Origin of the sequence: Pseudomonas kuykendallii, assembly GCF_900106975.1 — a bacterium.
GTDB classification, from domain to species: Bacteria; Pseudomonadota; Gammaproteobacteria; order Pseudomonadales; family Pseudomonadaceae; genus Pseudomonas_O; species Pseudomonas_O kuykendallii.
In genome coordinates, this window is the sequence record NZ_FNNU01000001.1 from 643,198 (window position 1) to 664,300 (window position 21,103).

Annotated in this window: 18 protein-coding genes; 9 read left to right on the forward strand and 9 right to left on the reverse strand. The window is 68.0% G+C overall.

What is annotated here, in order from left to right:
- Window positions 1-103 precede the first annotated feature (103 nt).
- Window positions 104-2,893 carry a DNA polymerase I gene (gene polA / locus BLV15_RS02900; RefSeq protein ID WP_090224466.1) on the reverse strand — a complete coding sequence of 930 codons (2,790 nt, stop codon included), beginning with the start codon at window positions 2,891-2,893 and terminating at the stop codon, window positions 104-106.
- Window positions 2,894-2,966: 73 nt separating this feature from the next.
- On the opposite strand from polA, the gene BLV15_RS02905 reads away from it, so the two are divergent.
- On the forward strand, window positions 2,967-3,248 hold the full coding sequence (locus tag BLV15_RS02905; protein WP_090224468.1) for a DUF2782 domain-containing protein: 282 nt from the start codon (window positions 2,967-2,969) through the stop codon (window positions 3,246-3,248).
- A 7-nt stretch (window positions 3,249-3,255) separates the two neighbouring features.
- Window positions 3,256-4,206 (forward strand): homoserine kinase, encoded by a 951-nt coding sequence (locus tag BLV15_RS02910; protein ID WP_090224470.1) that lies wholly within the window; start codon window positions 3,256-3,258, stop codon window positions 4,204-4,206.
- 272 nt (window positions 4,207-4,478) lie between these two features.
- Here BLV15_RS02910 and BLV15_RS02915 read toward each other — a convergent pair whose 3' ends face one another.
- Window positions 4,479-5,378, reverse strand: coding sequence for a zinc ABC transporter substrate-binding protein (locus BLV15_RS02915; protein WP_245728123.1), 900 nt, complete (start codon window positions 5,376-5,378; stop codon window positions 4,479-4,481).
- 63 nt (window positions 5,379-5,441) lie between these two features.
- Here BLV15_RS02915 and zur point away from each other — a divergent pair, with 63 nt between their 5' ends.
- From zur to znuB, 3 genes are read left to right on the forward strand one after another with little or no spacing between them, the layout of a single operon-like run.
- On the forward strand, window positions 5,442-5,924 hold the full coding sequence (gene zur / locus BLV15_RS02920; protein WP_090224473.1) for a zinc uptake transcriptional repressor Zur: 483 nt from the start codon (window positions 5,442-5,444) through the stop codon (window positions 5,922-5,924).
- On the forward strand, window positions 5,921-6,694 hold the full coding sequence (gene znuC, locus BLV15_RS02925; protein ID WP_090224474.1) for a zinc ABC transporter ATP-binding protein ZnuC: 774 nt from the start codon (window positions 5,921-5,923) through the stop codon (window positions 6,692-6,694). The genes zur and znuC overlap by 4 nt, the downstream gene beginning before the upstream one ends.
- The gene (gene znuB / locus BLV15_RS02930; RefSeq protein ID WP_090224476.1) at window positions 6,687-7,472 is read left to right on the forward strand and encodes a zinc ABC transporter permease subunit ZnuB; all 786 of its coding nucleotides are present in this window, start codon (window positions 6,687-6,689) and stop codon (window positions 7,470-7,472) included. Before znuC ends, znuB begins: the two co-directional genes overlap by 8 nt.
- A gap of 80 nt (window positions 7,473-7,552) precedes the next feature.
- On the opposite strand, the gene BLV15_RS02935 is transcribed toward znuB, so the two are convergent.
- Window positions 7,553-9,040 carry a DASS family sodium-coupled anion symporter gene (locus BLV15_RS02935; protein WP_090224477.1) on the reverse strand — a complete coding sequence of 496 codons (1,488 nt, stop codon included), beginning with the start codon at window positions 9,038-9,040 and terminating at the stop codon, window positions 7,553-7,555.
- A 176-nt stretch (window positions 9,041-9,216) separates the two neighbouring features.
- On the opposite strand from BLV15_RS02935, the gene BLV15_RS02940 reads away from it, so the two are divergent.
- On the forward strand, window positions 9,217-10,044 hold the full coding sequence (locus BLV15_RS02940) for an aldo/keto reductase (protein ID WP_090224479.1): 828 nt from the start codon (window positions 9,217-9,219) through the stop codon (window positions 10,042-10,044).
- Window positions 10,045-10,364: 320 nt separating this feature from the next.
- Here the strand turns inward: BLV15_RS02940 and katE are convergent, their stop codons facing one another.
- Window positions 10,365-12,509 carry a catalase HPII gene (gene katE / locus BLV15_RS02945; RefSeq protein WP_090224481.1) on the reverse strand — a complete coding sequence of 715 codons (2,145 nt, stop codon included), beginning with the start codon at window positions 12,507-12,509 and terminating at the stop codon, window positions 10,365-10,367.
- A gap of 270 nt (window positions 12,510-12,779) precedes the next feature.
- Here katE and BLV15_RS02950 point away from each other — a divergent pair, with 270 nt between their 5' ends.
- The 3 genes from BLV15_RS02950 (at window position 12,780) to BLV15_RS02960 (ending at window position 15,325) form a co-directional block, all read left to right on the forward strand.
- Window positions 12,780-13,799 carry a methionine ABC transporter ATP-binding protein gene (locus BLV15_RS02950; RefSeq protein WP_090224483.1) on the forward strand — a complete coding sequence of 340 codons (1,020 nt, stop codon included), beginning with the start codon at window positions 12,780-12,782 and terminating at the stop codon, window positions 13,797-13,799.
- Complete coding sequence (locus tag BLV15_RS02955) at window positions 13,799-14,473, forward strand: methionine ABC transporter permease (protein ID WP_090224485.1); 675 nt, start codon at window positions 13,799-13,801, stop codon at window positions 14,471-14,473. The genes BLV15_RS02950 and BLV15_RS02955 overlap by 1 nt, the downstream gene beginning before the upstream one ends.
- 78 nt (window positions 14,474-14,551) lie before the next feature.
- On the forward strand, window positions 14,552-15,325 hold the full coding sequence (locus BLV15_RS02960; protein WP_090224486.1) for a MetQ/NlpA family ABC transporter substrate-binding protein: 774 nt from the start codon (window positions 14,552-14,554) through the stop codon (window positions 15,323-15,325).
- Window positions 15,326-15,485: 160 nt separating this feature from the next.
- Here BLV15_RS02960 and BLV15_RS02965 read toward each other — a convergent pair whose 3' ends face one another.
- The 5 genes from BLV15_RS02965 to BLV15_RS02985 all read right to left on the reverse strand — a co-directional run bounded on the left by BLV15_RS02965 (window position 15,486) and on the right by BLV15_RS02985 (window position 20,997).
- Window positions 15,486-15,878, reverse strand: coding sequence for a YbaN family protein (locus BLV15_RS02965; RefSeq protein ID WP_245728124.1), 393 nt, complete (start codon window positions 15,876-15,878; stop codon window positions 15,486-15,488).
- Window positions 15,871-16,464, reverse strand: coding sequence for a biliverdin-producing heme oxygenase (locus BLV15_RS02970; protein ID WP_090224490.1), 594 nt, complete (start codon window positions 16,462-16,464; stop codon window positions 15,871-15,873). Before BLV15_RS02970 ends, BLV15_RS02965 begins: the two co-directional genes overlap by 8 nt.
- Before the next feature lie 88 nt (window positions 16,465-16,552).
- Window positions 16,553-17,881: a TolC family outer membrane protein gene (locus BLV15_RS02975; RefSeq protein ID WP_090224492.1), complete on the reverse strand. Its 1,329-nt coding sequence runs from the start codon at window positions 17,879-17,881 to the stop codon at window positions 16,553-16,555.
- The gene (locus BLV15_RS02980; RefSeq protein WP_090224494.1) at window positions 17,878-19,209 is read right to left on the reverse strand and encodes an HlyD family type I secretion periplasmic adaptor subunit; all 1,332 of its coding nucleotides are present in this window, start codon (window positions 19,207-19,209) and stop codon (window positions 17,878-17,880) included. Before BLV15_RS02980 ends, BLV15_RS02975 begins: the two co-directional genes overlap by 4 nt.
- 27 nt (window positions 19,210-19,236) lie before the next feature.
- Entirely contained in the window at window positions 19,237-20,997 is a 1,761-nt protein-coding gene (locus tag BLV15_RS02985; RefSeq protein WP_090224496.1) for a type I secretion system permease/ATPase, read from the reverse strand.
- Window positions 20,998-21,103: the final 106 nt, after the last annotated feature.

Genomic DNA, 21,103 nt, shown 5'->3' on the forward strand with positions numbered 1-21,103 from the left:
TAAAACACAACAAGGAGCATTGAACGGCTTCACCCATTCAGAATCTGTGACCGGCCAGCTCCGGAAAAAGTTCCCCGCCCGAGGCGCGAACCCGGGCCTGGAATCAGTGCGCTTCGTCCCAGTTGGCGCCGACGCCAGCCTCCACCAGCAGCGGCACGTCGAGCGTCGCGGCGCCGCTCATCAGCGCGCGGACCTTCTCACGAACCGCGTCGACCAGGCCTTCGCGCACTTCCAGCACCAGTTCATCGTGCACCTGCAGGATCACCCGGGCGTCCAGCCCGGATTCGTCCAGCCAGGCCTGCACCGCCACCATCGCGCGCTTCATGATGTCCGCCGCCGTGCCCTGCATCGGCGCGTTGATCGCCGTGCGTTCGGCCGCCTTGCGCAGGCCCTGGTTCTTCGCGTGGATTTCCGGCAGGTACAGGCGCCGGCCGAACAGCGTCTCCACGTAGCCCTGATCGCTGGCCTGCTCGCGAGTACGTTCCATGTAGGCGAGTACGCCCGGATAGCGGGTGAAGTAGCGGTCGATGTAGGCCTGCGACTGCTTGCGGTCGACGCCGATCTGCTTGGCCAGGCCGAAGGCGCTCATGCCGTAGATCAGCCCGAAGTTGATCGCCTTGGCGCTGCGCCGCTGCTCGTTGGTCACTTCTTCCAGGCTCACGCCCATGACTTCGGCGGCCGTCGCGCGGTGCACGTCAAGGCCGTTGCGGAAGGCATGCAGCAACCCTTCGTCCTGCGCCAGGTGGGCCATGATGCGCAGCTCGATCTGCGAGTAGTCCGCCGCCAGCAGCCTGTAGCCGGGCGCGGCGATGAACGCCTGGCGGATGCGCCGCCCCTCGGCGGTGCGGATCGGGATGTTCTGCAGGTTCGGGTCCGATGAGGACAGCCGTCCGGTGGCGGTGACCGCCTGGTGGTAGGAGGTGTGGATGCGCCCGGTACGCGGATTGATCTGTTCCGGCAGGCGGTCGGTGTAGGTGCTCTTGAGCTTGCTCAGGGTGCGGTACTGCATGATCACCTTGGGCAGCGGGTAATCCTGCTCGGCCAGTTCGGCGAGCACCGCTTCTGCGGTCGACGGCTGGCCGGTGGCGGTCTTGCTGATCACCGGCAGGCCGAGCTTTTCATAGAGGATGGTGCCGAGCTGCTTGGGCGAGCCAAGGTTGAACTCCTCGCCGGCCAGCTCGAAGGCTTCGCGTTGCAGCGCGACCATCTTCTCGCCCAGCTCCAGGCTGTGACGACCCAGCAGGTTGGCGTCGACCAGCGCACCGTTGCGCTCGATGCGCGCCAGCACCGGCACCAGCGGCATCTCGATGTCCCGCAGCACGCCCGCCAGCGACGGCGTGGCCTGCAGCTTGTCCCAGAGTGTCCGGTGCAGGCGCAGGGTGACGTCGGCGTCCTCGGCCGCGTAGGGGCCGGCCTGCTCGAGGGAAATCTGGTCGAAGGTCAGTTGCTTGGCGCCCTTGCCGGCGATGTCCTCGAAACGGATGGTTTCGTGCTCCAGGTAGCGCTGCGCCAGGCTGTCCATGTCGTGACGGGTCGCCGTGGCGTCCAGCGCATAGGACTCGAGCATGGTGTCGAAGGCCACGCCGCGCACCTCGATCGGCACCGGGGCGTTGGCCAGCACGTTGATGTCGTACTTGGCGTGCTGGCCGACCTTGGCCTTGTTCGGGTCTTCGAGCAGCGGCTTGAGCGCGCGCAGCACGGCGTCGCGGTCGAGCTGCGCCGGCACGCCCATGTAGGAATGCGCCAGCGGCACGTAGGCGGCCTCGAACGGCGTCACCGCGAAGGACACTCCGACCAGCTCGGCGACCTGCGCATTGATGCTGGTGGTCTCGGTGTCGAAGGCGAACAGCTCGGCGGCCTCGAGCTTCTTCAGCCAGGCATCGAACCGCGCCTGGTCGAGGATGGTTTCGTACTGCTGCGACACTTCCGCCTGCAGGTGATCGCTGCCTGGCGGCGGCACGTCCGGCGCGTCGAACAGGCCACCGCTGGCGGGCTGTTCGAGCTTCCTGGCCTTCGCTTCGCGCTGCAGGTCTTCCAGCCAGCTCTTGAACTCCAGTGCGCCGTAGAGCGCGGCGAGCGCCTCGCGATCGGGCTCGCCGGGGTGCAGCGAGTCGATCTCGATATTCAGCGGCACGTCCAGCTTGATGGTCGCCAGCTCGTAGGAGAGGTAGGCCATCTCCTTGTGCTCTTCGAGCTTGGCGGCCAGCGACTTGGCTCCGCGCAGCGGCAGCTCGGCGACCTTGCCGAGGTTGGCGTAGATCACGTCCAGCCCGCCGCCGATGCCGGCCAGCAGGCCCACCGCGGTTTTTTCGCCGACGCCGGGCACGCCGGGGATGTTGTCGATCTTGTCGCCCATCAGCGCCAGGTAGTCGATGATCAGCTCGGGGCCGATACCGAACTTCTCGACCACGCCGGCCGGGTCCATCACCAGCCCGGTCATGGTGTTGACCAGGGTGACGTGCGGGCAGACCAGTTGCGCCATGTCCTTGTCGCCGGTGGAAATCACCACGTCGCGTTTTTCGCCGGCGGCCTGGCGCGCCAGCGTGCCGATCACGTCGTCGGCTTCGACGCCTTCGACGCACAGCAGCGGGAAGCCCAGCGCGCGAACGCTCGCGTGCAGCGGCTCGACCTGGTCGCGCAGGTCATCGGGCATCGGCGGCCGGTTGGCCTTGTAGTCGGCGAAGATGGCGTCGCGGAAGGTGCCGCCCTTGGCATCGAAAACCACCGCGAAGGGGCTGTCCGGATACTGTTTGCGCAGGCTCTTGAGCATGTTCAGCACGCCCTTCACCGCGCCGGTCTGCATGCCTTTGGAGGTGGCCAGCGGCGGCAGGGCGTGGAAGGCGCGGTACAGGTAGGACGAGCCGTCCACCAGGACGAGGGGGGCTTGGGACATGCGTGGGACCAACCTTTTGCATAGGGCCGGGTTAGAATGACCGGACCGTTGACGTTAAAGAAGGAAGGTTAACATGCGCGCACCCACCTACCTGCTGACTGGCCTGCTGGCTTGCCTGCCCCTGGCGGCGATCGCCCAGGAACGGCCCGATGCCGACCCCGAGGTGACCATTCGCCAGGACGGCGACAAGACCGTGCAGGAATACCGCCAGAACGGCTTTCTCTACGCGATCAAGATCACGCCCAAGCATGGCAAGCCGTACTTTCTGGTGCGCGCCGACGGCAGCGACGGCAACTTCATCCGCTCGGACCAGCCCGACATGCTGATTCCGGCCTGGGAAATCTTCAAATGGTAGGACGCTGATGTCGGTATTCACGCCGCTCGAACAGCCGCAGCTGGAAACCTTCCTCGCGCCTTACGGACTCGGGCGCCTGAAAAGTTTCCAGGGAATCGCCGCGGGTAGCGAGAACAGCAATTTCTTTGTCAGCCTGGAGCATGGCGAGTTCGTCCTCACGCTGATCGAGCGCGGCCCTTCGCAGGATCTGCCGTTCTTCATCGAACTGCTCGACGTGCTGCACGGTGCCGAGCTGCCGGTGCCCTACGCGCTGCGCAGCGCCAACGGCGATGCCCTGCGCAGCCTGGCCGGCAAGCCGGCACTGCTGCAGCCGCGGCTGCCGGGCAAGCACGTCGCCCAGCCGAACGCGCACCATTGCGTGGAGGTCGGCACCCTGCTGGGCAAGCTGCACAAGGCGACCTGCGAGAAGCCACTGCAGCGGCGCAGCGACCGCGGCCTGGACTGGATGCTCGGTGAGGGGCGGCGTCTCGGTACGCAACTGCCCGCCGCCGCCGCCGACCTGCTGCAGCCGGTGCTGGACGAGATCGAGGCGCAGCGCGCGGCGATCCTCGCGCTGCCGCAGGCCAACCTGCATGCCGACCTGTTTCGCGACAACGTCCTCTTCGACGGCCCGCACCTGTCCGGGGTGATCGACTTCTACAACGCCTGCAGCGGGCCGATGCTCTACGACGTGGCGATCACCCTGAACGACTGGTGCTCCAGGGACGACGGCGCCCTCGACCTGCCGCGCGCCCGCGCGCTGCTCGGTGCCTATGCCAGCCAGCGGCGCTTCGGCCCGGCCGAAGCGGAACTCTGGCCGGTGCTGCTGCGCGTCGCCTGCGTGCGCTTCTGGCTGTCCCGGCTGATCGCCGCCGATGCCAACGCCGGGCAGGAAGTGCTGATCCACGACCCCGCCGAATTCGAACACCGCCTGGCGCAGCGCCAGCGGGTCGACCTGGCCCTGCCGATCGCGCTGTAGGGCACCGGACCGGCGCACCGCGACCTGGCGTTGCCGGTGGGCTTCCGTTCAAGGGATACGGCGAGGCGTTGGTGGGCTGAAGCCCACCCTACTACTGCGCTCGTTGTAGGACGGGCGAAACCCGCGATCGATGCACGTTCGAGACAGGGACACGCGGGTCGCACCCGCCCTACGTGACGGCGCGGCTTCGGAGGGTGGGCTTCAGCCCACGCGATACTGCACGGCCCCGGTGGGCTGAAGCCCACCCTACGGGTACTACGCGATCTGCCGACTCAGAGCCCTTCCAGGCAGCCGGCCAGGTTGTTCGCCAGGTCGTCCAGCAGCCGCTCGTAGCCGTTCGCGTCGGCATTCAGCGTGGCGCCCAGCGCATCGAGTTCGGCCATTTTCACCGGCAGCCCTTCAGCCAGGGTTTCGGTGAGCTTCGGCCGCCACGGCGGCTCGCTGAACACGCAGGCGGGGCCGGCCTGCTGCAGCTTCTCGCGCATCTCGGCGACGTGTCGCGCGCCCGGCTGCACCTCGGTCGCGGCGCTGAACACGCCGCTGTGCTGCAGGCCGTAGGCAGACTCGAAGTAGTCGAACCCCTCATGGAACACGAAGTAGGGCTTGCCGGCGACGCCGGCGACGCGCTGGCGCAGGCGCTGGTCGAGCGCACCCAGGCGGCGCTCGAAGGCCTGCAGGTTGGCCTGGTAGCGCGCCGCGTTGTCCGGATCGGCCGCGCTCAGGTCGGCGGCCATGCGCGCGGCGATCACCCGCGCGTTGTCCGGCAGCAGCCAGAGGTGCGCGTCCAGCGTGCCGGGGCGATGCTCATGATCGTGCTCGCCGTCATCGCCATGCGCTTCGCCCTCGCCGAAATGGCGCAGGTGCAGGCCGGGAAGCGTCTGCACCGTCACCGCGGGCCCGCTGCGGCCCTGCAATACGCGGGGGATGAAGGTCTCCAGATCCGGGCCGATCCAGTAGAACAGCTCGACTTCGCGCAGCTTGCGAACGTCCGACGGACGCAGCGCATAGTTGTGCGGCGAGGCGCCCGGAGGCAGCAGCACGTCGGGCGTTCCGACGCCGTCCTGCACGGCGGCGGCGATCAGTTGCAGGGGTTTGATGCTGGTCAGCAGGCGCACGTCGGCGTGCGCGGAGCCAGCCAGGAGCAGCAGCGGGAGCAGAAGAAAACGAAACACGTAAGGACACCTGGGCTTTCGAAAGTTATAGAATAACGTCTCTCCAGCCGAACGTCGCCGCCCATGAAAACGCCCCTGGCCTGCCTGCCCCACGATCACAGTCACTGCGTGCATACCGCACTGGCCGACGCCGAAGCGCTGTGCGAGCGCCAGGGCGCGCGGCTCACCGCCCTGCGCAAACGCGTGCTGGAGCTGGTCTGGCAGAGCCACAAGCCGCTCGGCGCCTACGACATCCTCGGCGTGCTGAGCGAGACCGACGGTCGCCGCGCGGCGCCGCCGACGGTCTACCGGGCGCTGGACTTCCTCCTGGAAAACGGCCTGGTGCACCGCATCGCCTCGCTCAACGCCTTCGTCGGCTGCAACCATCCCGGCGACGTGCACCAGGGCCAGTTCCTCATCTGCCGCAGCTGCCATACCGCCATCGAGCTGCAGCAGCCGGCGATCGGCGCGGCGATTTCCGCCGCCGCCGAGGGCGTCGGGTTCAGCGCCGAGGGGCAGACCGTCGAGGTGGTCGGGCTCTGCGCCAGCTGCCGGGAGGCGGCATGAGCGACGAGCTGATCCGCCTGAGCGGCGTGGGCGTCGAGTTCAACGCCAAGGCGGTGCTGCAGGACGTGCAACTGACCGTGAAAGCGGGCGAGATCGTCACCCTGATCGGCCCCAACGGCGCCGGCAAGACCACCCTGGTACGGATCGCCCTGGGCCTGCTCAAACCCGCGCGGGGCGAGGTCTGGCGCCTGCCGAAGCTGCGCATCGGCTACATGCCGCAGAAGCTGCAGATCGAGGCGACACTGCCGCTCAGCGTGCTGCGCTTCCTGCGCCTGGTGCCGGGGGTGACGCGTTATTCGGCGCTTGCGGCGCTGGCTGAGGTCGGCGCCGAGCAGGTCATCGACAGCCCGCTGCGGAACATCTCCGGCGGCGAGCTGCAACGCGTGCTGCTGGCGCGCGCGCTGCTGCGCAAGCCGCAGCTGCTGGTGCTCGACGAACCGGTGCAGGGCGTCGACGTCGCCGGCCAGGCCGAGCTGTACCGGCTGATCACCCGTCTGCGCGACCGGTACCGCTGCGGCGTGCTGATGGTCTCTCACGACCTGCACCTGGTGATGAGCACCACCGACCAGGTGGTCTGCCTGAACCATCACGTGTGCTGCTCCGGCCATCCCGAGCAGGTCAGCGGCGACCCGGCATTCATCGAACTGTTCGGCCAGGACGCCAAGAGCCTGGCGATCTATCACCACCGCCACGATCACGACCACGCCCTGCATGGCGGCGTGGTCAAGGCGCACGTACACGGACCGGACTGCAACCACGACCATGCCTGACTTCCTGCTCAACGCCCTGCTTTCCGGCCTCGCCCTGGCGCTGGTCGCCGGCCCGCTGGGCTCCTTCGTGGTCTGGCGGCGCATGGCCTATTTCGGCGACACCCTGTCCCACGCCGCGCTGCTCGGCGTCGCCCTGGGCTTTCTCCTCGACGTCAGCCCGACGCTGGCGGTGACCGTCGGCTGCGTGCTGCTCGCCGTGCTGCTGGTAACGCTGCAACAGCGCCAGCCGCTGGCCTCGGACACCCTGCTCGGCATCCTCGCCCACAGCACCCTGTCGCTCGGCCTGGTGGTGCTGAGTTTCATGCACGACGTGCGCATCGACCTGATGGGCTACCTGTTCGGCGACCTGCTGGCGGTGGGCCCGGCGGACCTGGCGTGGATTCTCGGCGGCAGTGCGCTGGTCCTGGCGGTGCTGGTGCCGCTGTGGAGGCCGCTGCTGGCGATCACCGTGCACGAGGAGCTGGCCAAGGTCGAAGGCCTGCCGGTGGCGGCGATCCGCCTGGCGCTGATGCTGCTGATCGCCATCGTCATCGCGGTGGCGATGAAGATCGTCGGCGTGCTGCTGATCACCTCGTTGCTGATCATTCCCGCGGCCGCCGCGCAGCGCCACGCGCGTACCCCCGAGCAGATGGCCGGTGGAGCCAGCGCGCTGGGGCTGGTGGCGGTGTGCGCCGGGCTGAGCCTGTCCTGGTTCAAGGACACGCCGGCCGGGCCGTCCATCGTGGTCAGCGCCGCGCTGCTGTTCCTCCTCAGCTTCGCCTGGCCGAAGCGCGCCTGACGGCGCCCCGGTGCGCATGGCGCACCCTACGAAGCCGGGTTGTACCGCGGCCGTAGGGTGCGCCGCGCGCACCGCAAGTCTCAGATCCAGCCGAGCCAGTGCCACCAGGTGGCGGCGAACAGCAGCATGCTGAGGTAGCCGAGCACCGTCACCAGCAGGCCGACCTTGGCGAACTGGCGCGCGTTGAAGGTCTCGGTGCCCAGGCAGACCATGTTCTGCGGCGCGTTGATCGGCAGGATGAAGCCGTAGCTGACGACGAAACCGAGCAGCATGCTCAGCCCCAGCCGGTTGAATTCGCCGGGCAGGTTGAGCAGCACCGCGATGAGGATCGGCAGCAGCGCCGCGGTCAGCGCGGTGGCGCTGGCAAAACCCAGGTGGACGACGATAAGGAAGGCCCCGAGCACGGCGAAGATGGCCAGCGGGCCGAGTCCGTCGAGGCCGGTGTAGGCGACCACCTGCACCGCCAGCCACTGCCCGGCCTGGGTGGTCAGCAGCACGCTGCCAAGGCTGATGCCGACGCCGAAGACGATCACCGTGCCCCAGGGAATCCGCGCCTGCACGTCCTTCCAGGTCATCACCCCGAAGCGCGGCAGCATCAGCAGCACCAGCCCGGCGTAGGTCGTGGTGGTGGTGTCGAAGGGATGCAGCTTGCCCTCGGTCGCCCAGCACAGCAGCAACAGCACCGAGACCATCAGCAGGCGCTTCTGCGCGCCGGTCATCGGGCCCAGCTCGCGCAGCTCGCGGGCGACCGCCTCCTTGCCGCCGGCCACCGAATCGGTTTCCGGCGGCAGCAGCTTGATGACGATGAACAGCAGCACGACGGACATCAGCATCGCCCAGGGCGCGCCGGCGACCAGCCATTCGATCCAGCTCACCCGCGCCCCGAGCAGCTTGTCCATGAAGCCGACCAGCAGCAGGTTCTGCGCGGCGGCGGTCTGGATGCCGATGTTCCAGATGCTGGTGCCCTGGGCGACGATGATCATCATCCCGGCGGCGAAATTGGAGCGCTTGTCGACGCCGAACGCGGCGATGATGCCCATCATGATCGGCACCACGCAGGCGCTGCGCGCGGTGGCGCTCGGCACCACCAGGCTGAGCAGGATGGTCACCAGGATGGTTCCGGCGAGGATGTGCCGGGTGCTGGTGCCGACCTTCGACAGGGTGACCAGGGCGATGCGGCGGTCGAGCCCGGTGTGGGTCATCGCGGCGGCGATGAACAGCGCACCGGCGACCAGCGCCAGCGCCGGGTTGGAAAAGCCGGCCAGGGCCATGCTGATCGCCGCCGTGCTGCCGTAAACCACCCCAGGGTTGGCCAGGGTCGGCGCGGTGCCGACCAGCACCGCCAGCAGCGCGGTGATCATGATCGCGCTGGCCTCGTAGGACACCGCCTCGGTGATCCACACGATCACCGCGAAGACCAGGATCGCCAGCACTCGGTGACCGGCCACGGGAAGGTCGGCGGAAAGGGGCAGCAGGAGCACCACGACCATCGCCAGGATGCCGGCCAGCAGGCCGATGGGCAGGGGAAAACGCGCGCGTGATTCGGGTGTCGCGGCCGGGACGTTCATGGCAGTGCTCCGCCAGTGGGTATGCCATGAGTATGCGAAATTGTCGCACCCGGGTTACTGATCTGCGTCTAGCATGGGCCTTGGCGCCCGATTGCGACGATCGGGGGAATGCCTCGGCGTCCGCCGTGGTCAGATGCCCACACCCGTTGAAACGCTCCGATGGAGGACCCTACCCCGTGAGCAGCATTCCCGACATCACCCTGAACGACGGTACGCAGATTCCCCAGTTCGGCCTCGGCACCTGGCAGATCCCCGACAACGAGGCCGCCGACGCCGTGCGCCATGCACTGGAACTGGGCTACCGCCACATCGACACCGCGGCGATCTACAAGAACGAGCGCGGCGTCGGCGCCGGCATCGCCGCTGCCGGGCTGCCGCGCGAGCAGCTCTACGTGACCACCAAGCTGTGGAACCAGGACCAGGGCTACGACTCGGCGCTGCGCGCCTGCGAGGAGAGCCTGAAGCGCCTCGGCCTGGATCACGTCAACCTCTACCTGATCCACTGGCCGTGCCCGGACCAGGGCAAGTTCCTCGACGCCTGGAAAGCCATGATTCGCCTGCGCGAGGAAGGCCTTGTGACCTCCATCGGTGTCTCCAACTTCCGCCCGGACGACGCCGAGGTGCTGATCATGGAGACCGGCGTGGTGCCGGCGGTGAACCAGATCGAGGTGCATCCGTTCTTCCAGCAGAAGGAAATGCGCGACTTCAACCGCTACAAGGGGATCGCCACCCAGGCCTGGAGCCCGCTGGCGCGCGGCGGCGACCTGCTGCCCCATCCGACTATCCAGGCGCTGGCGCAGAAGCACGGCAAGACACCGGCCCAGGTGGTGCTGCGCTGGCACATCGAGCTGGGCTCGATCGTGTTCCCGAAATCGGTGCACCCCGAACGCATCCGCGAGAACCTCGATGTGTTCGACTTCCGCCTCGATGCCGACGACCTGCTGCGCATCGCCGAACTGGACGAAGGACGCCGCACCGGGCCTGATCCGTCCACCTTCAGCTGAGCCTTCGAAGCGCATGAAAAAGCCCGGCATTTGCCGGGTTTCTGGTTTACATCGGCAGATCGACGGTGCGCACGGCGCACCCTACAGAAGCGAGCCTCGCGACCCTCGCAGCACCGTAGGGTGCGCCACGCGCACCGAGCCGCCCGTATTCCTTCAGTCGAGTTCCGAAGCACATGAAAAAACCCGGCACCTGCCGGGCTTCTGGTTTACATCGGCAGAGCGCCGGTGCGCACGGCGCACCCTACAGAAGCGAGCCGCGCGCCCATGGCAGCACCATAGGGTGCGCCGCGCGCACCAGACAGCGCGGCTTCACTCACGGATCAGGCCGGAACGCTCTTCGCCTTCGGCTCGCGCGCCCACACGCGGTGCTTGGCGATGGCCGCGATGAAGTCCTTCTGCACCGCGCCCGCATCGGCACCGGTGAGCAGGCCTTCGTCCTCCTCGAGGCTGACCACCTTGAGCAGGTCCTTCGCTTCACCGGCCAGGGCGATCGCCTTGAGGTGCTTGTAGGCCTCCATCAGGTAGTGCTTGGCGACGCCATCGGCCGACAACGCCTCGACGCTCTTCGCGCCGCCCGGCACGAACACCGCATCCAGCGCCACCGACGGCATGCCCTCGGCGGAGCCGTCCACCGGCAACGCGGAACCGTCCGCCGCGGTGACCGGCGCCGCGTTCGGGCCGAGCACCTTCACGTGCGCGCCCTCGGCCAGCAGCGCGCTCTTGATCGCCTTGACGTCGTCGCCATTCACGCCGTCGGCCACCAGCACGGCGATCTTGGTGCCCTTGATGTTGCCAGACAGCAGGTTGAGCTGGCTGAGCGCCGGGGATTTCTCCAGCGACAGCTTCTTCGGCTTCACCGTGGGCGCGCTGGGCGGCGCGACGCCGATGTTCTTCGCCACCTTCTGCGCCAGGCCCAGGTCGATGTTGGCGAGGATCTCGTTTACCTGGCGCTCGCGAATCCACTGCCGCTCGACCTTGCCCAGCTCGAAGCTGTACGCCGCGATGACGTGCTCCTGCTCGGGTGCCGAGAGGCTGTTGAAGAACAGCGTGGCCTGGGAGAAGTGGTCGCCGAACGACTCGCTGCGCTCGCGCACCTTGTGTGCGTCGACGCGCTCGTAATAGCTCTCGAAGCCGCCGTCCACCGGGCCGGCGGGGGTTTCCTTCGGCCAGCCGCCGTCGATGGAATTCGGCTCGTAGGACGCGCGGCCCTTGTCGATGGTGGTGCGATGCTGGGCATCGCGCTGGCCGTTGTGGTTCGGCGCCACGGGACGATTGATCGGGATTTCGTGGAAGTTCGGCCCGCCGAGGCGGCTGATCTGCGTGTCGGTATAGGAGAACAGCCGGCCCTGCAGCAACGGGTCGTTGGAGAAGTCGATGCCCGGCACGACGTGGGACGGGCAGAAGGCGACCTGCTCGGTCTCGGCGAAGAAATTGTCCGGGTTGCGGTTGAGCACCATCTTGCCCAGCGGAGTGACCGGCACCAGTTCCTCGGGGATGATCTTGGTCGGGTCCAGCAGGTCGAAGTCGAACTTGTGCTCGTCTTCTTCCTCGACGATCTGCACGCCCAGCTCCCACTCCGGATAGTCACCCGACTCGATGGCTTCCCAGAGGTCGCGGCGATGCGCGTCGGTGTCCTTGCCCGCCAGCTTCTGCGCCTCGTCCCAAAGCAGCGAGCGCACGCCCTGGGCCGGTTTCCAGTGGAACTTGACGAAGCGCGACTTACCCTCGACGTCGATCATGCGGAAGGTATGCACGCCGAAGCCTTGGATGCTGCGCAGGTTCACCGGGATCGCCCGGTCGGTCATGGTCCAGAGCACCATGTGGGCGGACTCGGGCACCAGCGACACGAAGTCCCAGAAGGTGTCGTGGGCGCTGCCGCCGGTGGGAATCTCGTTGTGCGGCTCGGGCTTCACCGCATGGACGAAGTCGGGAAACTTGATCGCGTCCTGGATGAAGAACACCGGCATGTTGTTGCCGACCAGGTCGAAGTTGCCCTCGTCGGTGTAGAACTTCACGGCGAAACCGCGCACGTCGCGCACCGTGTCGCCGGAGCCACGCGGGCCCTGCACGGTGGAGAAGCGTACGAACACCGGGGTTTTCTTCGCCGGGTCCTGCAGGAAGCCAGCCTTCGACAGCTTCTTGCCCTGGGCTTCGTACACCTGGAAATAGCCGTGGGCGGCGGTGCCGCGGGCGTGCACGATGCGCTCTGGGATGCGCTCGTGGTCGAAGTGCGTGATCTTCTCACGCATGATGAAGTCTTCCAGCAGCGACGGCCCGCGCGCGCCGGCCTTCAGGGTGTTTTGGTTATCCGCGATCTTCACGCCCTGGTTGGTGCGCAGGGCGGCACCGGTGGCGTCGGAGCGGAAGTCTTCCAGTTGCTCCAGCTTGGCGTTGCTGTTGGCGCGGTCGAGGGTGTCGGTACCGGCGGCTTCGCTGGTATTCGCGGCAGGCTTTTTGGTGGCCATCGGCGGTTTATCTCCTTATCGGGTCGGTTCGGGTTGCCGCCGGTCTGCGAGTGCCGGCTCAGGGGCTTCCTGTTAGTGACCGGAACCGTGGCGCGCCCGTTCCCTCCAACCGACAAGCAGCCGCTGCGGCCCCGAGTGCCCTCCGGCTTATGCCTTTGCATGCGCTACGCTCGACAAGAAATGCTAAGCGGGCCTAAGCAAACCCGCTAAAATGCGCGCCCCCTGGCCACCCCAGGCCGATCAGGCCCACGCCCAAAAGGTTCGTTTCCCGTGATCGAGTTTCACCAGGTCCACAAGACATACCGCGTCGCCGGCAAGCGCGCAGGCCGCGAAATCCCGGCCCTGCAGCCCACCGATCTGCGCATCGAGAGCGGCCAGATCTTCGGTCTGATCGGCCACTCCGGCGCCGGCAAGAGCACCCTGCTGCGGCTGATCAACCGTCTCGAAGAACCCAGCGGCGGACGCATCCTGGTCGACGGCGAAGACGTCACCGCACTGGACGCCAACGGCCTGCGGCAATTCCGCCAGCGCGTCGGGATGATCTTCCAGCACTTCAACCTGCTCGCCTCGAAAACCGTCGCCGACAATGTCGCGCTGCCGCTGAAACTGGCCGGCGTGCGTTCGCGTGCAGAGATCGATGCCCGCGTCGCCGAACTGCTGGCCCGCGTCGGCCTCGGCGACCACGCGAAGAAATACCCGGCGCAACTTTCCGGCGGGCAGAAACAGCGCGTCGGCATCGCCCGCGCGCTGGCCACCGGGCCGACTATCCTGCTCTGCGACGAGGCCACCAGCGCGCTCGACCCGCAGACCACCGCCTCGGTGCTGCAACTGCTGGCCCAGATCAACCGCGAGTTGCGCCTGACCATCGTCCTGATCACCCACGAGATGGACGTCATCCGTCGCGTCTGCGACCGCGTCGCGGTGATGGACGCCGGGGAGATCGTCGAACAGGGCGCGGTGGCGGACGTCTTCCTTCACCCGCAGCACCCGACCACCCGGCGTTTCGTGCTGGAGGCCGAGCAGGTCGACGAGGACGAACGCCGCGACGATTTCGCCCAGGTGCCGGGGCGCATCCTGCGCCTGACCTTCCACGGCGAGTCAACCTACGCGCCGCTGCTGGGCAAGGTCGCGCGCGACACTGGCGTGGACTACAGCATCCTCGCCGGCCGCATCGATCGCATTCGCGAGACACCCTACGGCCAGCTCACCCTGTCGCTGGTCGGCGGCGACATCGACGCCGCGCTGGCGCAGTTCCGCGCCGCCGACGTGCACCTGGAGGTATTGCGCTGATGGAGACTCTCGCCACGCTGTTCGTCAACGTCGATTGGTACGAGATCTGGCAGGCGACCCTCGACACCCTGCTGATGCTCGGCGGCTCGCTGCTGTTCACCGTGCTGCTGGGCCTGCCGCTGGGCGTGCTGCTGTTCCTCAGCGGCCCGCGCCAGCTGTTCGACAACCGCCCGCTCTACGCGCTGCTGTCGCTGGTGGTGAACGTGCTGCGCTCGCTGCCGTTCATCATCCTGCTGATCGTGATGATTCCCTTCACCGTGCTGCTCGCCGGCACTTCGCTGGGGGTCGCCGGAGCGATTCCACCGTTGGTGGTGGGCGCCACGCCGTTCTTCGCGCGCCTGGTGGAAACCGCGCTGCGCGAGGTGGACCGCGGGATCATCGAGGCGACCCAGGCGATGGGCGCGACGACCCGCCAGATCATCCTCGACGCGCTGCTGCCGGAGGCCCGGCCGGGCATCTTCGCGGCGATCACCGTCACCGCGATCACCCTGGTGTCCTACACCGCGATGGCCGGCGTGGTCGGTGCCGGCGGTCTCGGCGACCTGGCGATCCGCTTCGGCTACCAGCGCTTCCAGACCGACGTGATGGTGGTCACCGTGATTCTCCTGCTGGTACTGGTCCAGGTGCTGCAAAGCATCGGCGACCGCCTGGTGGTGCATTTCTCGCGCAAGTGACGCAACGCCCCGAATAACCGAAAAGCGGCGACCCGCCTGATGCGGGACCCGCGGAACTCTCCCACAAGGAACCTTACGATGAAAAAACTGCTCACTGCCCTCGCCGTCTTCGCGGCCTTCTCCGCCCAGGCCGCGGACAAGATCACCGTCGCGGCGACCGCCGTCCCGCACGCGGAAATCCTCGAATTCGTCAAACCGGCGCTGGCCAAGGAAGGCGTCGAGCTGAACGTCAAGGTCTTCACCGACTACGTGCAGCCGAACGTGCAGGTCGCCGAGAAGCGCCTGGACGCCAACTTCTTCCAGCACCAGCCGTACCTGGATGAGTTCAACAAGGGCAAGGGCACCGACCTGGTCAGCGTCGCCGGCGTGCACGTCGAACCCTTCGGCGCCTACTCCAGCAAGATCAAGAACATCGACGCGCTGCCCGAAGGCGCCAACGTGGTCATCCCCAACGACGCCACCAACGGCGGCCGCGCGCTCCTGCTGCTGGCCAAGGCCGGCGTGATCACCCTGAAAGACGGCAGCGGCATCCTCGCCACGCCGAAGGACATCGCCAGCAACCCCAAGCACATCAAGGTGCGCGAACTGGAAGCCGCGACCCTGCCGCGCGTGCTCAACCAGGTCGACCTGGCACTGATCAACACCAACTACGCGCTGGAAGCCGGCCTCAACCCGACCAAGGACGCGCTGATCATCGAAGGCAGCGACTCGCCCTACGTGAACATCCTCGTCGCCCGCCAGGACAACAAGGACAGCCCGGCTATCCAGAAGCTGGCCAAGGCGCTGAACAGCCCCGAGGTGAAGCAGTTCATCCAGAGCAAGTACAACGGCGCCGTGGTGCCGGCGTTCTGATCACGGCCGCAGAAAACGCTTGCCCGATGCAGAAAGCCGCTCGCTCAAACTAGGGCGCACTCCGCTCCCCTCTCCCCATTCATGGGAGAGGGGCCGGGGGAGAGGGATCGCAACGCGGCGAACCCTGGTGAACGAAAAAGCCCGCTCGATGCGGGCTTTTTCATGGACGGCGCTCCGGCCGCGACCAGATCCAGAGCGCGCCGCAGAGCATGCCCAGGCCGATGCCCAGCAGCGACGGCCAATGCCGCAGCGTGATCGTCGCCACGGCGAAGGCCAGCGCCATGCTCAGGCTGGCCAGCCACTTGCGCCGCCGCGCGATCACCCCGCCGTTGCGCCAGTCGCGCAGCGGCGGGCCGAGCAGGCGGTGATGCTCCAGCCACTGGCTCAGGCACGGAGAACTGCGCGAGGCGGCCCAGGCGGCGAGCAACACGAATTCGGTGGTCGGCAGGCCGGGCAGGAACACCCCGAGCAGCGCCAGACCGAGGGAAAGGTGCGCCAGCGCCAGCCATAGCCAGCGCAGGCGACCGGGCGCGACCAGCGCCGCTTCAGGCAAAGCAGCGTTCCAGGTGCACGGCGAAACGCTCGAACGCCTCGATCGCCGCGGCCTCCGCCTCGCGCTCCTGCTCGGCATCCAGCTCGATGCCATCGAGCACCTTTACGAAGCGCTTCCAGCCCTGCGCCCGACCGCCGGCCGGCTCGGCCAGGTGACGCGCGCCGAAGGTTTCATCGAGCTGCAGCGCGGCGGCCTTCTTGAACAGGAACTCGGCGCCCAGCTTGGAGCCCTCGGAAACGAAGATCCAGGCCAGCGCAGCGCCGACGCCCAGGGTGCGTCCGCGAATGCTTTCATCGCCCTCGGGCAGCGGCACACCGAAATCGACCAGGTCCAGACGCGCCGCCTCGACCCGGCAACGCGCCGGTAGATCGTCGACCAGCTGCGCCAGGCGCGGGTCGTTGTAGAGGTTCTGCAGGTCGTACTGGAACAGGTACTGGGCGGTGACGAAACGCGCGAAGTTCTCGCGGCTGGCGAACGGCTCGTGGCTCTTGACCAGCGCCTCCAGCCGGTCGTGCGGCTGGTGGGTCAGCTGGTTCAGGCGCTGCGAGCGCAGCGGGTGCGACAGTTGGGCGTGCGATGCGGTCATTGCGGATGTCCTCGGGGTGAAGGTCGATGGCGGGCAGCCGCCCGTTGAGAATAAAGACGAGCCAGCGGCGCGGGCTCAGTAAAAAACCTCAGCCCTCGACGAAGAAACCCAGCAACGTCCGCAGATCGCCCTCATCCAGCGTGCCGGCGAGAAAGCGCAGTTGCAGCCAGGCGCGCAGGTAGCCGTGGCGCGCTTCGGCGAGATCGCGGCGCGCCTGGTGGTACTGCTGCTCGGCATTGAGCACGTCGAGGTTGACCCGCTCGCCGCCGCCGACGCTCTTGCGTGTGGCCTCGATCAACAAGCGGGCGGAATTCACCGCCAGTTCATAGGCACGCACCTTGGCCTGGCTGCTGGCGCACAGATTGAACTGGCGGCGCAGCTCGTTGAGCACGCCGTCGCGCTGCGCATCCAGCTCGAACTGCGCCTGCGCGTAGGACGCGCTGGCCTGGCGCCGCGCCGCCGAGGTCCGCCCGCCGGAGAACAGCGGCAGGCTGAACTGGATGCCGACGCTGTCGGTGTCGTAGCGCTGGTCGTAGGTGCTTTCCGACTCCGACTCGGTCCGGCGCGTGGTGGCGTAGAGCCCCAGGGTCGGCAGGTGGCCGGCGCGCTGGCGTTCGATTTCCTGCTCGGCCACATCCAGGCCGTGGCGCTGGCTGGCGAGTTCGGCGTTGTTGGCCATGGCCAAGTCGCGCCAGGCCTCGAAGCGCTCGGGCACCTGCGACGCCACGCGAAACGAGTCGGTCAACGGCGCCAGCTGCGGCAATTCCACCGGCTCGCCGACGATCGCCTGCAACTCGCGCAATGCCGCATCCAGCGCGTCGTGCGCCTCGATCTCCTGGACCACCGACAGGTCACGCCGGGCCTGGGTTTCCAGCAGGTCGGTGCGGGTCCCTTCGCCAGCCTCGAAGCTGTGCCGGTTGAGCGCCAGCTGTTCGCGATAGGCCTTCAGCTGGGCGCGCGCCAGGTCGATCTCCTCGCCCGCCAGCAAGGCTTCGCTGTAGGCACCGAACAGGCGGACCGCCAGTTCCTGGCTGCGTCCGCGCAGGCGCTCGTCGGCCAGTGCCGCCTTGGCCACGCCCTGCCGGTAGGCGGCCCAGGCCGCGTAGTCGAACAACGGCTGCTGCAGCGTCAGGCCGGAGCTGTAGCTGGCGTAATCACGGTCGACCGAGGTGTCGGCGGAGCTGACCGTCGAGGCGTTCCGGGACTTGCGGTAGCTGTACGCCAGCGTGGGCAGCAGGCCCGCGCGCCCGATGGCGAGGTTCTCGCGGCCTGCCTCGTGTTCGCGGGTCGCCGCCTGGAAGGTCGGGTCGTTGCGCAGGGCCAACGCGTAGGCGTCCATCAGGCCTAGCGCCAGCGCCGGGCCTGGCAGGCCGCAGAGCGCGGCGGCCCACCCCAGCGAGGCGAGCGCGCGCCTCATTCTTCCACCAGCGCCATGTGGGTACGGTCGGCCAGGGGTTTGAACAGGTAGTTGAGCAACGAGCGCTCCCCCGTGCGCACGAAGGCCTCCACCGGCATGCCGGGACGGATGACCTGGCCCTGCAACTGGCGCAGGCCCTGATCGTCCACCTGCACGCGCAGGTTGTAGTACGGCTCGCCGGTCTTGGGGTCGAGCAATCGGTCGGCGGAAACCAGGGTCAGCTTGCCGTTCACCCGTGGCGTGCGGCTCTGGCTGAACGCGGAGAACATCAGCTCCACGTCCAGACCCGGGTGCAGCTTGTCCACCAGTTCCACCGGCGCCCTGGCATCGACCAGCAGCGGCGCGTCCAGCGGGACGATTTCCATCAGCGTCTGCCCCGGGCTGACCACCCCGCCCTCGGTGAACACGTTGAGGCCGACCACGGTGCCGGTGGCCGGCGCGCGCAGAAGGGCATTGCTCAGCTCGAACTCCGCGCCCTTCAGGCGGGCCGCCAGTTCCTGGGCGCTCAGGCGGCTGTCGCTGAGTTGTTCCCGGACTTCCTTGCGGTACTCCTCGCGGCGTTGCTCGACGCGCAGCCGGAGTTCGAGGATCTGCCGCCGGGTGCGCCCGATATCGCCCAGGTCGCGGGAGATCTCGCCATTCACCTGGGCGTACAGACGCTCGTTTTCCAGCAGCCGATTGCGCGCCACGTACCCCTCGCGCACCAGCTCGCGCAGCCCGTCCAGCTGCTCGCGCATCGACGCGCGCTGCTCTTCCTTGTGCTGCATCGACGCGCGCAAGCCCTGCAGCGTGGCCTCGGTTCCGGCGATGGTTTCGCCCAGGCCGGCCAGCTCCGACTCCAGGGACTGACGGCGACTGCGCAGCAACTGCCGCTGCAGCTCCAGGGCGGTGTCGACCCAGGGATCGCTCTGCGCCTGCAGCAGGTCGGGTGCGAAGCTGATTCGCTCCAGGCCGTCGCGCTCGGCCAGCCAGCGCGCTTCGCTGGCGCGTGCGCCGATGTACTGCACGCGCAGGGCGTCACGCAGGGCGCGGGCGTCGGTCTCGTCCAGTTGCAGGAGCACCTGCCCGGCCTGCACCTGATCGCCCTCGCGAACCATCAGCCGCCGGACCAGGCCGCCGGAGACGGGCTGCACCGCCTGGCGATTGCCGGCCACCACCACGCTGCCGGACACACCGACGCCCCGGTCCAGCGGCGCCAGTGCCGCCCAGAGGAGGAAGCCGCCGAAGCCGACCAGCACCAGCCAGCGGCCGAGACGCGCGTGCCTGCGCTCATCGATGTGCAGCACCTGCGCGGTGGTGGGGCTGGGCGGCGTGGAGCTGTCGTGCATGGCGTATTCCGATCCGTTGTCGAAGGCTCAAGTCGTCGGCTGGATGCCGTAACTCATGCTGATGCCGGGCGCCACTTTCAACGCCGAGGCGGCCTGCGGACGGGCCGCGGCGTGCAGGTCCTGCATGACCCGCGCGGCGGGGCCGAACGCCTGCATCTGGCCGGCGCGCAGGAGCAGCAGCTTGTCCGCCCCAGCGAGCAGGGCCGGTTTGTGGGTGATCAGTACCAGCGTGCGCTTGTGCTGCCTGAGCTGGTCGATGGCCGCGAGCAGCGCCTTCTCGCCCGCTTCATCGAGGTTGGCGTTGGGCTCGTCGAGCACGATCAGCGCCGGCAGCCGATACAGCGCGCGGGCCAGGCCGACACGCTGCTTCTGTCCACCGGAAAGGCCGCTGCCGTTCTCGCCGAGCAGGGTGTCGTAGCCCTGCGGCAGCGCCAGCAGCAACTCGTGCACACCGGCCATCCGCGCGGCCGCGACCACCTGTTCGGCATCCGTTTCGCCGAAGCGGGCGATGTTCTCCGCAATGCTGCCGGCGAACAGCTGCACGTCCTGCGGCAGGTAGCCTAGATGCGGGCCGAGGGCCTGCCTGTCCCACTGGTGCAGATCGGCGCCGTCCATGCGCACCTTGCCGGCCAGCAGCGGCTGCGCGGCCACCAGCACGCGCGCCAGGCTGGACTTTCCGGAACCGGAAGGGCCGAGCACGCCGAGCACGTCTCCGGCATCTAGGGCGAAGCCGATGTTGCTCAGCACCGGCTGGCGCGTTCCCGGCGCACAGGCGCTGACGCGCTCGAGCTGCACGGCGCCGAGCGGCGCGGGCAGCGCCATGACGGTGGGTCGGGGCGGGTTGTTTCGCAGCAACTGGGCGAGGCGCTGGTAAGCCAGGCGCGCGGATACCCATTGGCGCCACACGCCGATCAACTGGTCCAGCGGGCTGAGTACCCGCCCAACCAGAATCGAGCCGGCGATCATCATCCCCGGTGTGATTGCACCGGACACCGCCAGCCAGGCGCCCAGGCCAAGCATCAGCGACTGCAGGGCCAGGCGGGTGGTCTTCGACCAGGCGCCGATCAGCGCGCTCTTCTCGCTGGCGAGGTTCTGCTGATAGAGGAACGCCTGGTGCTCGCCGAGCCAGCGCTGGCGCAGGCTGCCCAGCATGCCCATGGCCTCGATGGTCTCGGCGTTGCGCAGGTTGGCGCTGGCCCGCTGGCTGGCGCGGATGGAAATGCGCCCGGCCTCGGCCAGCGGCGCACCGGACAGATGCTGGTTGAGCCAGGCCAGCAGCGTGAGCACGACCGCGCCCAGCGCCGCCAGCGCACCCAGCCAGGGATGGAAGAGGAAGATCACCAGCAGATAGACCGGGAACCAGGGCGCATCGAAAAAGGCGAACAGCGAATTGCCGGTGGCGAACTGGCGCAGGCTGGTGAGATCGGCCAGCGCCTGCCCGGCCGACAGGTTGGCGCTTTTCAGGTTGGCCTCGAACGCCGCGTCGTAGACCCGCTGGTTCAGGCGCATGTCCATCCGCGTACCCAGGCGGATCACCACCTGGCTGCGCACCCATTCGAGCACGCCCATGAAGGCGAACAGGCCGAGCATCATCAGCGTCAGCATGGCCAGGGTCATTCGGTTGCCCGAGGCGAGGACGCGGTCGTAGACCTGCAGCATGTACAGCGACGGGGCGAGCATCAGCAGATTGATCACCGCGGAAAACAGGCCGACGCTCCACAGCGCGCCCTTGAACGCACGCAGCACGTCGATGATCTCATCGCCCGCCTGGCGATCCGCGCGGGTCATCGGCGCGGCTCCGGCAGGCATGCGCGGCGGGCGACTGCCGCGCACGGCGCGCGCGCAGGGATCGGGGTCATTGCGCTCATGATTGACTCGCTATCGCAGCGGGCTG

Bases quoted from the DNA above. Each gene is read 5' to 3' on its own strand.
- BLV15_RS02970 (WP_090224490.1), bottom strand. From the start codon at position 16,464: ATGACCGCATCGCACGCCCAACTGTCGCACCCGCTGCGCTCGCAGCGC.
- polA (WP_090224466.1), bottom strand. From the start codon at position 2,893: ATGTCCCAAGCCCCCCTCGTCCTGGTGGACGGCTCGTCCTACCTGTAC.
- BLV15_RS02955 (WP_090224485.1), top strand. From the start codon at position 13,799: ATGGAGACTCTCGCCACGCTGTTCGTCAACGTCGATTGGTACGAGATC.
- BLV15_RS02980 (WP_090224494.1), bottom strand. From the start codon at position 19,209: ATGCACGACAGCTCCACGCCGCCCAGCCCCACCACCGCGCAGGTGCTG.
- BLV15_RS02960 (WP_090224486.1), top strand. From the start codon at position 14,552: ATGAAAAAACTGCTCACTGCCCTCGCCGTCTTCGCGGCCTTCTCCGCC.
- BLV15_RS02935 (WP_090224477.1), bottom strand. From the start codon at position 9,040: ATGAACGTCCCGGCCGCGACACCCGAATCACGCGCGCGTTTTCCCCTG.
- BLV15_RS02975 (WP_090224492.1), bottom strand. From the start codon at position 17,881: ATGAGGCGCGCGCTCGCCTCGCTGGGGTGGGCCGCCGCGCTCTGCGGC.
- BLV15_RS02905 (WP_090224468.1), top strand. From the start codon at position 2,967: ATGCGCGCACCCACCTACCTGCTGACTGGCCTGCTGGCTTGCCTGCCC.
- BLV15_RS02910 (WP_090224470.1), top strand. From the start codon at position 3,256: ATGTCGGTATTCACGCCGCTCGAACAGCCGCAGCTGGAAACCTTCCTC.
- znuC (WP_090224474.1), top strand. From the start codon at position 5,921: ATGAGCGACGAGCTGATCCGCCTGAGCGGCGTGGGCGTCGAGTTCAAC.
- zur (WP_090224473.1), top strand. From the start codon at position 5,442: ATGAAAACGCCCCTGGCCTGCCTGCCCCACGATCACAGTCACTGCGTG.
- katE (WP_090224481.1), bottom strand. From the start codon at position 12,509: ATGGCCACCAAAAAGCCTGCCGCGAATACCAGCGAAGCCGCCGGTACC.
- BLV15_RS02985 (WP_090224496.1), bottom strand. From the start codon at position 20,997: ATGACCCGCGCGGATCGCCAGGCGGGCGATGAGATCATCGACGTGCTG.
- znuB (WP_090224476.1), top strand. From the start codon at position 6,687: ATGCCTGACTTCCTGCTCAACGCCCTGCTTTCCGGCCTCGCCCTGGCG.